Source organism: Helicobacter ganmani (genome assembly GCF_003364315.1).
GTDB classification, from domain to species: domain Bacteria; phylum Campylobacterota; class Campylobacteria; order Campylobacterales; family Helicobacteraceae; genus Helicobacter_D; species Helicobacter_D ganmani.
In genome coordinates this window covers 15,411-28,674 of sequence record NZ_NXLS01000011.1, presented here as the reverse complement: position 1 = coordinate 28,674, position 13,264 = coordinate 15,411, and the positions used below count along the sequence as shown (strand labels likewise).

Here is a 13,264-nt window from a genome sequence, read left to right as displayed (position 1 = left end):
GTTGAAGGATTCCACAAAATGCAATCCAATAAGATTGATTTTAAACAATTTGCCACTTATTCTAAGCCCGGTCCGCGTTATACAAGTTATCCCACTGCAGTGGAGTTTAGCGAAAAATATACTTTGGATTTGTATTTGCAGGATTTAAAAGCAGATACAAGCCCCCTTTCTCTTTATGTGCATTTACCTTTTTGTCGTAGCGCGTGCTATTTTTGCGGTTGCAATGTAGTCTATACAAGCAAAGAGGAAAACAAAAAAATTTATTTAGAATATCTCAAAAAAGAGTTAGAATTGTTAAAAAATGCTATGGATACAAACAAGCCCGTGTATCAACTCCATTTTGGTGGCGGCACTCCTACATTTTTTAATGCAGAAGAATTGGGGGTTTTGGTTGATTTATTGAAAGATGCTTTTCCAAATTTTGGACAAAATGCGGAAATTGCCTGTGAGATTGACCCTAGATTTTTTGAGCTTTCACAAATGGAAGTGTTAAAAAAAGGAGGTTTTAACCGCCTAAGCTTTGGAATCCAAGACTTTGATGCAAAGGTGCAGGAAGCGATTCATAGAATCCAACCTTTTACGCTTGTCCAAAAGGCAATCCAGCTTGCAAGAGATTATGGGATTACTTCTATTAATTTTGATTTAATCTATGGCTTGCCCTATCAGAGTTTGGAGACTTTTAAGAAAACTTTAGAATCCTGCTTGCTCCTCAATCCAGACCGCTTTGCTGTCTTTAACTATGCGCATGTCCCTTGGATTAAAAAAACAATGCGTAAGATTGATGAAACCACTCTCCCACACCCAGAGGAAAAGCTTAGAATCTTAGAATGGACGATGGATTATTTGCTTAAAAATGGTTATCAAATGATTGGAATGGACCATTTTGCAAAGCCTGATGATGAGTTGTTTAAATCTATACAAAAAGGGCAATTACAACGTAATTTTCAAGGATATAGCACGCAAGGAGGCACGCAAACGATTGGAATCGGGCTGACTTCTATTGGCGGTGGCAAGGATTATTATGCGCAAAATTACAAGGATTTGACGCAATACCAAGAGGCATTGGACAATCATCGCCTGCCTTTCGCGAAAGGTATTAGGCTAAGCAATGAGGATAAGATTAGAAAAGCAGTGATTATGCAATTAATGAGCAATTTTAAATTGGATTTTAGCACGATAAATCAGCAGTTTGCGTTTGATTTTAAAGAACATTTCAAAGAAGCGTTAGAGGAGCTTAAACCTTTGGAGGAAGAAGGATTGGTGGAGATAAATGCAAAAGGGATTTGGGTGAGTGAAACGGGTGCATTGTTGATTCGTAATATCGTAATGCCATTTGATGCGTATTTAAAAAAAATTAATACCAATCAAAAAGTTTTTAGTAAAACAATTTAAAAATTAAGGCAACCCAATGGCGCATTTTGACAATTACGATTATTTAAAGACAAGCAATGCCTGCGTGAAATGTGGCAAATGCTTGCCCGATTGCACGATTTTTAGCATTAATGGAGATGAGGCGACTTCTCCACGCGGCTTTATTGACCTTTTGGGGGCATATCAGCGCAAAGAGATTCCGCTAGATAAAAATGCTAAAGATATTTTTGAAACTTGTTTTTTATGCACAACTTGCGTACGTGTTTGTCCTAATTCTTTGCCCACAGATACTTTGATTGAAAATATTCGCTATGAAATTGCTCAAAAATATGGAATTGCTTGGTTTAAACGCATCTTTTTTTATCTTTTGAAACATAGAAAAATAATGGATTTTGGATTCAAACTTGGTGCGATTTTTGCCCCTTTGTTGTATCAAGCAACAAAAGATGGCAATTCTATTCAGCCACGTTTTACCTTGCCTTTGGTTAAGAATAGAATCTTTGGAGGAATCGCAAAGAGAAGTTTTCTAAATTCTCATTCAGAGGAAATCTGCTTTGTGGATTCCAAACAATCCCAAAAGACTAGAAAGGTAGCAATTTTTATTGGTTGTTTGGGAAACTATAATTATAAAAATGTTGGTGAATCTTTGCTAGTGATTTTAGAGGCTTTACAAATCAATGCAAAGCTAGCAAAAGGGCAAAAATGCTGTGGCGCACCTGCTTATTTTACAGGAGATTTCGCTAGCGTAGATACACTCATTCGTCAGAATGTAGAATATTTTGAAAGCTTTATAGAAGAAGTAGATGCGATTTTGATTCCAGAGGCGACTTGTGGCGCAATGATATTAGAGGATTGGAAGCATTTTATGGAAAAGGATTTAGAGTTAAAATCAAGAATAGAAAAGCTTTTGCCAAAAATTTATATGGCGACCAAATATTTGGAATCCCAAACAAACTTGGTAGAGATTCTAAACAATATAGAACAAAATCGCCTCAAACAAGAATTTCAATCCCCAAAACAAACCTTTACTTACCACGACCCGTGCCACGCAAGAAAAGTGCTTGGAGTTTATCAAGAACCGCGTAAATTATTGCAGCAAAATTATCAGCTCGTTGAGATGGAGGATTCCACTGCTTGTTGTGGATTTGGTGGCGTTACAATCCAGACAGAGCGTTTTGCATTGGCTAGCAAAGTGGGGAGTAAAAAAGCAAAAATGATAGAAAAAACACAAGCGCAGTTCATCGTAGCAGAATGTAGTGCTTGTCGTATGCAGTTAAGCAATGCGCTGTATCAAGCAAATGTAGAGATTCCATTTTTGCACCCATTAGAACTTATTGCAAAGATAATTAAAGAAAATCAAAATAAATAATAAAGTTTATTTTTTAATAAAAAATGTGATATAATTTTACATAATCTTATTTAAAAATCAAAGATAAAGGATTTTTTGTGGTTGGAAGAAATTTATCGTTAAAAGCACAGCTTTTTATAGGGTTTGGCATTATCTTAGCTTTTATTTTAGTTATCTCCATTACAGGATATATCAAGATTAGTTTTGTAGAAAAAACATTGGCAGAAATGACAGAGGTTAATGCGGTAAAACAAAGATATGCAATTAATTTTCGTGGAAGCGTGCATGATAGAGCAATTGCAGTGCGTGATGTTGTGATTTTGGACAATGTGCAAGAGATTGAAAATACTTTGCGTTTAATCCAAAAACTAGAAGAATTCTATAAAGATTCTTCAATTAAAATGGACGAAATTTTTAAAGATGAGCATATGGTAGATGCAAAAGACAAGGAGATTTTGCAACGTATTAAAGGTGTAGAAGCCAAAACAATGCCTATGATTTCTGAAATTATCATCAAAAAAGCACAATCTGATAGAATTGGCGCAAACGAATTGTTGATTAATCAAGCACGAGGGGCATTTGTAGAATGGTTAAATGTAATTAATGAGTTTATAGATTATCAAGAAGATAAGAATCAAAAACTTACCAAAGCAGCAATTGATGAGATTGATAATTATTTGTCTCTAACGATGATGCTGACTATTATTTCTTTGATTGTGGCAGTTTTAACTGCAATTTATATTTCTAGATTGGTTATTTCATCTTTGGGAGGAGAGCCAAAAGAAGTTGTTAAAGTAGTGCTTAGTATTGCAAGTGGCAATTTGAATACTCCTATAAGAACGCAATATAAAGAGAGTATGCTTGCTTCTATGGAGCAAATGCAAGAAAAACTTAGAGAGATTGTTTCGGAAATTATGAAATCTACCCAAGAGCTAAATGAAAGCGCAAATGAAGTAACAAAAAGTTCTGAAGAATCCAAATCTTCATCTTATCGCCAGGTTGAAAGTTCAGAAGTTTCAACAGAACGTATTAAGCAAGTAATGAACGCTGTAAATCATATTTCAAATATCGCAAAACAAACAGAGGAAAATTCTGAATATACTACAAATCTATCAGATAAATGTATAGAAGCTATGAAAACAACAGTAGAAAGCATTGAGCGCATTACAGAAACCGTTACTCTTTCATCAGAACATATTCGTATGCTAGAAAAACACTCTCAAGAAATTGGCGGAAGCGCAGATTTGATTAAAGAAATCACGGACCAAACCAACCTACTTGCACTTAATGCTGCGATTGAAGCTGCAAGAGCAGGGGAAGCTGGGAGAGGATTTGCTGTTGTTTCCGATGAGATTAGAAAATTAGCCGAACGCACAGGGGTAGCAACTTCAGAGATTACAAGAATGATTGAAGTGATACAAGGTGAAACGCAAACTGCGGTAGAGGCGATTCAAAATGCGGTTCCACAGGTAGAAAAAGGTATGGAGCTTGCAAATGAAGCAAGTGAAATCTTGGGACAAATCAATTCTCAAGCAAGCGATTCTTTAAGTAAAGCGAAAGAAGTAACCAATGCAACTTATAAGCAAGTGCAGGATATGGAAAATCTATCTAAAGGATTAGATGAAATTTCAAGGGATTCTAAAAATACTGCAGAATTGATGGAGAATAATACGGAAGCGGCGCAAACACTTAAAAACATTGCAAATGTCTTAAAAAATCATATCAATCACTTCAAGATTTAAGTTTTTGAATCCTAAAGGGATTCTAAAACTTTCAAAATGTATAATTCCACAATTTTTAAAATCAAGGAATTTATTTGTCAAATATCGCATTGATTTTGTTGGGTGCAGGCGATAGCAGTCGCTTTTGCTTATCAGCTTTATCATCTAGTGAAACGATACACAAATCAGTTCAAAAACTTAGATTGCCTAAAAAACAATGGTTGCGCGTGGGTGAGATTCCGCTTTGGTTAAAGGTTGCATTAGATTTTCGCGATATTTATCCTTTTTCGCGTTGTATCTTGAGTGCAAAATCTACCGAAATAAAATATATGCAGAAATATTTGGACGCATTTTCGCTAGATTTTGTGCTAGTAAAGGGTGGTTCTACGCGTCAAGAATCACTAAAAAATGCACTAATAATGCTTGAGGATTTCGTAGAATATGTGCTAGTAAGTGATATTGCGCGTTGCAATTCAGCGTTTTTGAGCCAAAGAGTCCTTAAAGAAATAGGTAATTATGATTGTATTGTTCCATATCTGAAACTAAATGATACAATAGTGTATTCTAATGATTCCAAACTAGACTATCTCAAGCGAGACAATTTAAAAATTATTCAAACGCCACAATTGAGCCGTTTGAATGTCTTAAAATCTGCTTTAGAAAATGGAGATTTCACAGATGAAAGTAGCGCGATTTTTGCACAAGGTGGGAGCATTGGGTTTGTTCAAGGAGCAGCAGAGGCAAAAAAATTAACCTTTTTAGAGGATTTAAAAACAATTCCTCTACCAAACCCTAGCACACACACACTTGTTGGAAGTGGAAGTGATATTCACGCATTGGATAAAGGAGAAGGAATCTTGTTAGGCTGTGTCGCAATTCCGTGTGAATTTCGCCTGATTGCACATAGTGATGGCGATGTTTGTTTGCATGCATTAAGTGATGCACTTTTGGGGGCAATTGGGTTTGGGGATATTGGTGAGTGGTTTCCTGATAATGACCCAGCTTATAAAGGAGCAAATTCCGCTGATTTGTTGCGTATTATTGTAGATTTTGTACGGGATGTGGGCTACGATATTTTGCAAGCAGATATTACAATTTTTGCTCAAAAACCAAAAATTTCTCCCTATAAAAATGCAATGGAAAAGAAAATTTCAGAAATTTTGCAAATTAATGTATTTAAGGTAAATGTCAAAGCAACAACAACGGAAAAATTGGGGTTTATTGGCAAAGGAGAAGGAATTTTGGTGCAAGCAAGTGTTGTTTTGGAATATTTTGATTGGAAAAAAATTATTTCGCTTTAGGGGGAATAGAATGAAAATATTAATTGTGGAGAATGAAATTTATTTATCTCAAAGCATTGCTTCGAAATTGAGTCATTTTGGATTTGCTTGCGAAATGGTGCCGAGTATAGAGGAAGCTTTGCAGTTTGAAGTGGCAGATATTATTTTGCTTTCAGCAAATATACCAGGTCAAAATTTTTATTCATTGATTGAAAAATTTAAAGATTCTATTGTGATTTTAATGATTCCTTATGTAAATGATGAAATGGTAACACGTCCATTGAAAGCCGGAGTGAGTGATTATATTGTGAAACCTTTTATGATTGACGAGCTGATTCGCAAAATTGAGCATTATACAGCTTTTCGTCAATTACAAAAGGAAATCGCATTTTATAGGGATTATTTTTGCGATTCTTTATCAATGCCTACTTATACGATTGGTGCAAAAGTATCCTTTCCTTTGATTATTAAAAGTGTATCGCAAAGAGCAATTGATATGTGTGTTGTCAATTATGCGATTCATAAAAAATTTGCTATTAATTTTGTTTCTTTGTATAAAATTCATAACTATAAGGAAATTTTTAAAAATATTTCTAAAACACAATTAACTTATATTGTAGGGTTTGAGACCTTGCGCAAAGAGGAAAAAGAAGAGTGTATTAAAGCATTTAAGAATATTCCCGTGATTCTTGCTTGTTTGGGCGGTGATTTACATGATTTTAAAAATGTCTTTGAAATCAATGTGAAAGAGATGGCGCAAGGATTCCAAGAAGATGTGTTAAGTGTTGATGAATATATTAAAACAATGATTTTAAGATTTGAAGATAAATACCCTGATACAGAACTTAGCAAACGTTTAGGTATGTCTCGCAAGAGTTTATGGGAGAAACGAAAAAAATATGGAATCACAAAGAAAAAATAATTTATCCACCCCTGCTTTATTCATTGACAAAGAAGCAGTGTTTGCTCTCCTCTTGTGTCAAGAGGGTTTGCTTACTCCTGTGAATCATTTGATGAATGAAAAGGAAATGCACGAAGTAGATAATACAGGATTGTTTGAGGGGCAAAGTTTCCCCTTTTCTTTCATTTTAGCACCCGCAGGAAAACGCAATGAGCAAGTAATGAGAGAATCCAAAAAGGGTGATGAGATTGCCCTTATTTGTGAAAATCATTTATGCGGTAAATTACTTGTGGATTCTGCTTTTAAGATTGATAAACAAGCACGATTGTTTAAAATAATGAGCGGAGATATTTATTCTAAAAAGGCACAGCATATTTATAATCGGCTTGGAAATTACGCGCTTTGTGGGGAATATGAATTATATCTGCAATCGGAAATTTTTGCCTTTAAAGACCGCGCGACAAAACAAGCAATCACGCAATTTAAAAAGAGGAATAACACGCAAAGCGTTACAGCAATGGTTTTGGACGCTTCTCCTATTACACGTATCCACGAGCGCATTTTCCGCTCTATCCTAGAGGAAAATGATTTACTTGTTTTACTGCTATTAAGACGACAAAATGAGGGTTTATTGGATTTTTATATTCGCAAAACTTGCTTAGAATTTGTTATCACAAATTACCTGCCAAAGAATCGCATTGCCATTTTTCCATTAGATGATATTTATTTGTTTGCAGGTGCGCATGGAATTATTTTAGACGCAATTCTTGCGCAAAATCTTGGGTGTGATAGAATCGCAATCGGGGAAAATTATCCTAATTTGGCAATTTATTATGACCATCAAAAAATTTATTCTATTTTTGATATGGCAAAAGATATTAAAATTAAAGTTAAATTATTGAGTGAGTTTGTGCATTGCAATCAATGCAAAACAATTGTGAGCCTTAAAACTTGCCCGCATAGCAAAAACCATCATATTTATTATCGTTCGGGGTTTTTGCAAGGAATTTTGCAGTCTGGATTGATTCCACCTACAATTTTAGTGCGCAAGGAAGTTTCAGCTAAAATTCTAAGCTATTTATTTCCTAAACGTTTTGAAAGTATTATTCAGCAGTTTGGGGCAATGTTTGCAAGTAGTGGAATGATTGAAGAACAAAGCGACGAAGATTTTTATTTGAAATTAATAGATATTTATCAGACACATTCTTTGAATTAGGATTTTTAATGAGAACACATTTTTTTAATACTTTTAGCAATTCGCGTGATTTTTTTAAAAAATGTTTTTTAACCTTATTTTTTAGTGGGCTTAGCCCCAAAGCACCCGGCACATTTGGCACATTGGTCGCCTTACCTTTTGCGTGGGCAATTAGTCATTACATTGCTCCAAGCACTTTATTGCTGCTTGCATTGCTTATTTCTGTGATTGCAGTGAAGGTAATTAATGATTATGAAAAAGAGGGAATGGAACACGATTGTTCTGAAATTGTGATTGATGAGTTAGCAGGCGTGTGGATTAGTGTTGCAATGATTGGAAGTCATTTGTTCGGAATCGCCTTGTCTTTTGTTTTGTTTAGATTGTTTGATATTTGGAAACCCTCTGTGATTGGTAGAATTGATAGAGAAGTTAAAGGTGGTTGGGGCGTAATGGGAGATGATTTGCTCGCAGGATTTTTTGCTGGGCTTTTAGGGTTGATGATAATTGGTGGGATTCAAAGGATAGAATCGCTTGCGTTTCTTTTGGAATTTTAATTTGCTTTGTGCTAAAGAATATCCAAATAAGATAAAAAGACAATGCCTAGTAAAATACGATAGATTCCAAAAGGAATGAAGTTAAAACGCGTGATAAAATTCAAAAAAAGTTTGATTGCTACAAGCGCACTTAAAAACGCTACAACAAAGCCCACTCCAAGCGCAAAGAGATTTTCAAAATCCATTGTTGTATGGCTTTTATAGAGACTATAAGAACTCGCAACAACCATAGCAGGCAAAGCTAGTAAAAAAGAAAATTCTGTGGCAACTTTACGATTGCAGCCCATTAGTAATCCCCCTATGATTGTTGCACCGCTACGAGAAGTGCCAGGAATCATCGCTAAAGCCTGAAAAAACCCAATCCAAAGTGCCTGTTTGTAGGTAATTTCTTCTATATTTTGGATAAGGGATTCTCTCTCTTTGTGAAAAACCTCTAGTGCAATAAAAGCGATTCCACCAATAATGAGCATAATTGAAACAGTGATAGGGGCGAAAAGTGCTTTAATGTAAGAATAAAATAAAAAGCCAAAAGTTCCAGCAGGTAGGAATCCTATACATAATTTCACCCAAAGATTTAAGCTATTTTTGGAGAGTTTTTCCCAAAAAACAAACAAAACAGCCAAAATAGAACCCAACTGAATCACGACTTCAAAGGTTTTATGGAAAGCATCTTGTGGAATCCCGAGTAATTCTGAAGTAAGGATTAAATGCCCCGTGGAGGAAATGGGCAAAAATTCTGTTAATCCCTCAACAATCCCTAAAATTCCAGCGTGTAATAAATCCATATAGTTGCCCTTAAAAGTATTTGAAATGTGTAAAAATGCGCGAATTTTAGCATATTTGGTAAAATTTTGGCAAATATTTCCTAAACTTCAACAATAAATCAAAAATAAAATTATAAAATGCACAGAATTATCTATTGGGAGTTTTTATGTTTAAAAGAATTTTGATTGCAAATCGTGGCGAAATTGCTGTTCGTATTATTCGCGCCTGTAATGATTTAAATATAGAATCTGTGGCAATTTATTCTCGTGCAGACCGCGAGAGTATGCATGTCAAAATGGCAACCCATACTTATCCAATCAGTGAAGACCCAATCAAGGGTTATCTAGACCCAGATTTGATTATTCAAGCTGCTAAAGAAATGGAGGCAGAGGCGATTCATCCGGGTTATGGGTTTTTGAGTGAAAACGCATTTTTTGCTAAAAAAGTCAAAGAGGCAGGGATTGTTTGGATTGGTCCAGATTCCGAAGTGATTGCTAAAATGGGTGATAAGAATGCTGCGAGAAATTTAATGATTGCAAATGGAATCCCAGTTGTGCCCGGAACAGAGCCATTAAATACCCTAAGTATGTATGAGATTCAAAAGATTGCGCGCAAGATTGGCTATCCTGTGATTTTAAAAGCAAGCAGTGGTGGTGGAGGGCGAGGAATCCGTGTTGTGCAGGAAGAGAAAGATTTGGAATCCTCTTTTGAAGCTTGCAAGAGGGAAGCATTAACATTTTTTAAAAATGAAGATGTTTTTATGGAAAAATATATCCAAAATCCACGACATATTGAATTTCAGATTCTAAGTGATAATTATGGTAATGTAATTCATCTGCTAGAACGTGATTGTTCCATTCAAAGAAGGCATCAAAAGCTAATTGAGATTGCGCCATGTCCTACAATGAGTATGGATTTGCGTCGTCGTATGGGGAGTGTTGCAGTGGCTGCAGCAAAGGCTACAAAATATACTAATGCTGGAACTGTGGAGTTTCTTGTAGATGATTATAATAATTTTTACTTTATGGAGATGAATACGCGTATTCAAGTAGAACATGGAGTAACAGAAGAAATTACGGGATATGATTTAATAGGGCGTCAGATTAGAATCGCAAATGGTGAGATTTTGGATATTACGCAAAGTGATGTTTATGCACAAGGATTTGCGATTGAGGCACGCATTAATGCAGAAGATGTGCAGAATGATTTTGTCCCAAATCCCGGTAAAATTACTTCTTATTATCCTGCGTTAGGACCTTTTGTAAGGGTGGATAGTTATGTTTATAAAGATTTTACGATCCCACCTTTTTATGATTCTATGATTGCAAAACTTATTGTGCGTGCAACAAGTTATGATTTGGCGGTTAATAAATTGCAACGTGCTTTAAATGAATTTAAAATTCGTGGGGTTAAGACCACGATTCCTTTTTTAATCAATATTTGTCATGACAAAGATTTCAGACGAGGGAATTTTGATACTTCGTATTTAGAGCAAAAAGCACAGGATTTAATGCCACAAGAAAGCAGAGATGATAGTGATTTAGTTGCAGCTATTGCAGTAGCATTGACGAATGCCCTAGAAGAGTAGTAGAGAGAAATAAATCTAGTTTTAAGTAAAATTGCATTAAAATTCGCCTTTATTTTTTTAAAAGGTTTTAGAAATGAAAAGAACATATCAGCCACATAATACGCCACGTAAGCGCACGCATGGTTTTAGGGTTAGAATGCAAACTAAGAATGGTCGCAAAGTGATTAATGCAAGACGCGCTAAAGGCAGAAAAAGACTTGCCATTTAGGTTTTTTTGAGGGTTGTATTTTGGTAACTTTAAACACAAAAAAAGACTTTGATAGTGTTTATAAGAGCCAAAAAAAATGGCATAACTCTTACTTTATCTTGTTTTTTAAAGAAAATCAACAGAGGGCAGAGAAACGGATTGGGTTTTCAGTTTCCAAAAAGATAGGAAATGCGGTTTGTAGAAATCTTGTTAAACGTCGTTTGAGAAATATTTATAGGGATTCTATGTCAAGCTTGAAAAATGGGGATATGATTTTGCTAGCAAAAGTCGGTTTAGAAAAAGTAGAATACAAAAATTTACAAGATAGTTATAAATATGCTTTAATACGGCTGAATTTGGTAGCTCAAAAATGTTGAAACAATTTTGCGTTAAGATAATTTCTTTTTATCAGTCTTTTATTTCTCCAAGTTTGGGTATGACTTGTCGCTATTATCCAAGTTGTTCAGAGTATTCTAAACAGATTTTTATGTTTCAAAATCCTTGTATAGCCCTTTGGAAGACGCTAACAAGGGTGATTTCCTGTAACCAGTTTTTTAAGGGTGGTATTGCTTACCCACAAGTTTCTTTAAAGATAGAACCACATTTCTGTAGCCCTAATCTTGTCCAGTATTGGCTCATTCCCGATAAAATTCAAAAATATAATCCCAAAAATATTCCTAATGGACTTCCACCAAATCTACAAACTCAAAAGGTTTATATCATCAAAAATTATTCAAAGGTTTCCCGTGTTTGATAAAATAGATAATTTAAGCTCCCAAACTAGAATTTTGATTGCGGTGCTTTTAGCACTTGCTTTTTTCGTGCCATATAGTTATTTTTATAAACCCCAAATGAATGAAAATAATGCAACACAAGCAACAACGAGAGAAATGCAAAATGTTGCTCCAATCCAACAAGTGGATTCTGGTAAGATTACGCAAGATACAGCTAGAGTATCCAATCCAAATCACGCAACCCTTGCAACCATAGAATCCAAAAATTTTACTTATAAAATTGACAGATTGGGCAGAATTGCAGAAGTTGCTTTAAAAGAAAAAAAATACCAAAAGGATTCTACTCCTTTGATGCTTTTTTCAGAGGATATAGCTAATCCTAGCAATCCGAAAATTTTAGAAATTCGTTTTTCGGATTCCTTATTGAATCAAAAAGCTTTTAATGTGCCATATAGTGCAAATCTTAACACTTTGGAAATTAAAGACAAGCCACAATCTATTACTTTGATTCAAGAATTGGGAGAGGTTAAGATTGAAAAAGTGCTAACTTTTTATCCCAATGGGTATTATGAAGCAAAAATCAAGATTCCACAAAATTACACTTATTTCGTATCCCCAGGTATGCGTCCAAGTGTGGAAAACGATTCCTATGTTTTTAAAGGAGTCATCGTAAAAGAATCCGACAATACAATTACAACGATTGAGGACGGCGATGCACAAGGGCAAAGCAATTATGCAAATGCAAGTATTCTTGCGGCAGTAGATCGTTATTATGCAACTTTAATTTTTGACAAGAGTAATAATCTTAATGTTACGATTTTGAGTAATCCGAGTGAGAATCCTATGCCATTTGTTAGCGCAGAGGGTGAATTACAATTAAAAGGTTACATTGGTCCAAAAGATTATCGTCTGCTTGAGACTATTGACCCCAATTTGACCGATGTTGTAGAATATGGAATTATAACCTTTTTTGCCAAGCCACTTTTTTTGTTGCTTGATAAGCTCTATAATTTATGTGGAAATTGGGGGTGGGCGATTATCTTATTGACACTGATTGTTAGGGTGGTGCTTTATCCTTTAACCTATAAGGGTATGGTGTCTATGCAAAAGCTAAAAGACCTTGCCCCAAAAATGAAAGAATTGCAACAAAAATATAAAGGCGAACCACAAAAGCTTCAAGCACATATGATGGAACTTTATAAAAAGCACGGAGCGAATCCTATGGGTGGTTGTTTGCCTCTACTTTTGCAAATGCCTGTGTTTTTTGCAATCTATCGTGTTTTGTTTAATGCGATTGAGCTTAAAGGTGCGGCTTGGTTATTGTGGATTAATGACCTTTCTGTAATGGACCCTTATTTTATCTTACCAATTCTAATGGGTGGCACAATGTATCTCCAACAGCATTTAACACCCACAGCCTTTAATGACCCAATGCAGGAAAAAATCTTTAAATTTTTGCCCTTAATCTTTACGATTTTCTTTGTAACATTCCCATCGGGACTCGTGTTGTATTGGTTTGTGAATAATATTTTCTCTATCATTCAGCAGTTACTTATCAATAAGGCATTGGAGCGCAAAAAAGCGCGTGAGATTGCCGAGCATAAACATAAAGATGATTAA

At 35.1% G+C, this 13,264-nt stretch carries 13 protein-coding genes; 12 read left to right on the top strand and 1 reads right to left on the bottom strand.

The window, feature by feature from the left end:
• Positions 1-18: 18 nt before the first annotated feature.
• From hemN to CQA43_RS08650, 7 genes are all read left to right on the top strand, one after another.
• Complete coding sequence (gene hemN / locus CQA43_RS08680) at positions 19-1,392, top strand: oxygen-independent coproporphyrinogen III oxidase (RefSeq protein WP_115552202.1); 1,374 nt, start codon at positions 19-21, stop codon at positions 1,390-1,392.
• A gap of 16 nt (positions 1,393-1,408) precedes the next feature.
• A complete protein-coding gene (locus tag CQA43_RS08675; RefSeq protein ID WP_115552201.1) occupies positions 1,409-2,740 on the top strand; it encodes a (Fe-S)-binding protein in 1,332 nt (443 codons plus the stop codon).
• Positions 2,741-2,817: 77 nt separating this feature from the next.
• Positions 2,818-4,461 (top strand): methyl-accepting chemotaxis protein, encoded by a 1,644-nt coding sequence (locus CQA43_RS08670; protein WP_115552200.1) that lies wholly within the window; start codon positions 2,818-2,820, stop codon positions 4,459-4,461.
• A gap of 74 nt (positions 4,462-4,535) precedes the next feature.
• Positions 4,536-5,741 carry a bifunctional 2-C-methyl-D-erythritol 4-phosphate cytidylyltransferase/2-C-methyl-D-erythritol 2,4-cyclodiphosphate synthase gene (locus CQA43_RS08665; RefSeq protein WP_115552199.1) on the top strand — a complete coding sequence of 402 codons (1,206 nt, stop codon included), beginning with the start codon at positions 4,536-4,538 and terminating at the stop codon, positions 5,739-5,741.
• A gap of 10 nt (positions 5,742-5,751) precedes the next feature.
• Positions 5,752-6,642: a response regulator gene (locus tag CQA43_RS08660; RefSeq protein ID WP_115552235.1), complete on the top strand. Its 891-nt coding sequence runs from the start codon at positions 5,752-5,754 to the stop codon at positions 6,640-6,642.
• The gene (locus tag CQA43_RS08655; protein WP_115552198.1) at positions 6,620-7,837 is read left to right on the top strand and encodes a sulfate adenylyltransferase; all 1,218 of its coding nucleotides are present in this window, start codon (positions 6,620-6,622) and stop codon (positions 7,835-7,837) included. The genes CQA43_RS08660 and CQA43_RS08655 overlap by 23 nt, the downstream gene beginning before the upstream one ends.
• A gap of 8 nt (positions 7,838-7,845) precedes the next feature.
• Positions 7,846-8,370 carry a phosphatidylglycerophosphatase A family protein gene (locus CQA43_RS08650; RefSeq protein ID WP_115552197.1) on the top strand — a complete coding sequence of 175 codons (525 nt, stop codon included), beginning with the start codon at positions 7,846-7,848 and terminating at the stop codon, positions 8,368-8,370.
• An 11-nt stretch (positions 8,371-8,381) separates the two neighbouring features.
• Here CQA43_RS08650 and CQA43_RS08645 read toward each other — a convergent pair whose 3' ends face one another.
• Positions 8,382-9,155, bottom strand: a complete 774-nt coding sequence (locus tag CQA43_RS08645; RefSeq protein ID WP_115552196.1) for an undecaprenyl-diphosphate phosphatase — start codon at positions 9,153-9,155, stop codon at positions 8,382-8,384.
• A gap of 146 nt (positions 9,156-9,301) precedes the next feature.
• Here CQA43_RS08645 and CQA43_RS08640 point away from each other — a divergent pair, with 146 nt between their 5' ends.
• The 5 genes from CQA43_RS08640 to yidC all read left to right on the top strand — a co-directional run bounded on the left by CQA43_RS08640 (position 9,302) and on the right by yidC (position 13,264).
• Positions 9,302-10,723, top strand: coding sequence for an acetyl-CoA carboxylase subunit A (locus CQA43_RS08640; protein ID WP_115552195.1), 1,422 nt, complete (start codon positions 9,302-9,304; stop codon positions 10,721-10,723).
• A 73-nt stretch (positions 10,724-10,796) separates the two neighbouring features.
• The gene (gene rpmH / locus CQA43_RS08635; protein ID WP_026943676.1) at positions 10,797-10,931 is read left to right on the top strand and encodes a 50S ribosomal protein L34; all 135 of its coding nucleotides are present in this window, start codon (positions 10,797-10,799) and stop codon (positions 10,929-10,931) included.
• A 20-nt stretch (positions 10,932-10,951) separates the two neighbouring features.
• Positions 10,952-11,287, top strand: coding sequence for a ribonuclease P protein component (gene rnpA / locus CQA43_RS08630; protein WP_115552194.1), 336 nt, complete (start codon positions 10,952-10,954; stop codon positions 11,285-11,287).
• Entirely contained in the window at positions 11,281-11,664 is a 384-nt protein-coding gene (gene yidD, locus CQA43_RS08625; protein ID WP_115552193.1) for a membrane protein insertion efficiency factor YidD, read from the top strand. The genes rnpA and yidD overlap by 7 nt, the downstream gene beginning before the upstream one ends.
• On the top strand, positions 11,657-13,264 hold the full coding sequence (yidC, locus tag CQA43_RS08620) for a membrane protein insertase YidC (protein WP_115552192.1): 1,608 nt from the start codon (positions 11,657-11,659) through the stop codon (positions 13,262-13,264). Before yidD ends, yidC begins: the two co-directional genes overlap by 8 nt.

Coding starts and splice junctions, on each gene's coding strand:
- rpmH (WP_026943676.1), top strand. CDS start 10,797: ATGAAAAGAACATATCAGCCACATAATACGCCACGTAAGCGCACGCAT.
- CQA43_RS08640 (WP_115552195.1), top strand. CDS start 9,302: ATGTTTAAAAGAATTTTGATTGCAAATCGTGGCGAAATTGCTGTTCGT.
- CQA43_RS08655 (WP_115552198.1), top strand. CDS start 6,620: ATGGAATCACAAAGAAAAAATAATTTATCCACCCCTGCTTTATTCATT.
- CQA43_RS08645 (WP_115552196.1), bottom strand. CDS start 9,155: ATGGATTTATTACACGCTGGAATTTTAGGGATTGTTGAGGGATTAACA.
- CQA43_RS08650 (WP_115552197.1), top strand. CDS start 7,846: ATGAGAACACATTTTTTTAATACTTTTAGCAATTCGCGTGATTTTTTT.
- hemN (WP_115552202.1), top strand. CDS start 19: ATGCAATCCAATAAGATTGATTTTAAACAATTTGCCACTTATTCTAAG.
- yidD (WP_115552193.1), top strand. CDS start 11,281: ATGTTGAAACAATTTTGCGTTAAGATAATTTCTTTTTATCAGTCTTTT.
- CQA43_RS08660 (WP_115552235.1), top strand. CDS start 5,752: ATGAAAATATTAATTGTGGAGAATGAAATTTATTTATCTCAAAGCATT.
- CQA43_RS08675 (WP_115552201.1), top strand. CDS start 1,409: ATGGCGCATTTTGACAATTACGATTATTTAAAGACAAGCAATGCCTGC.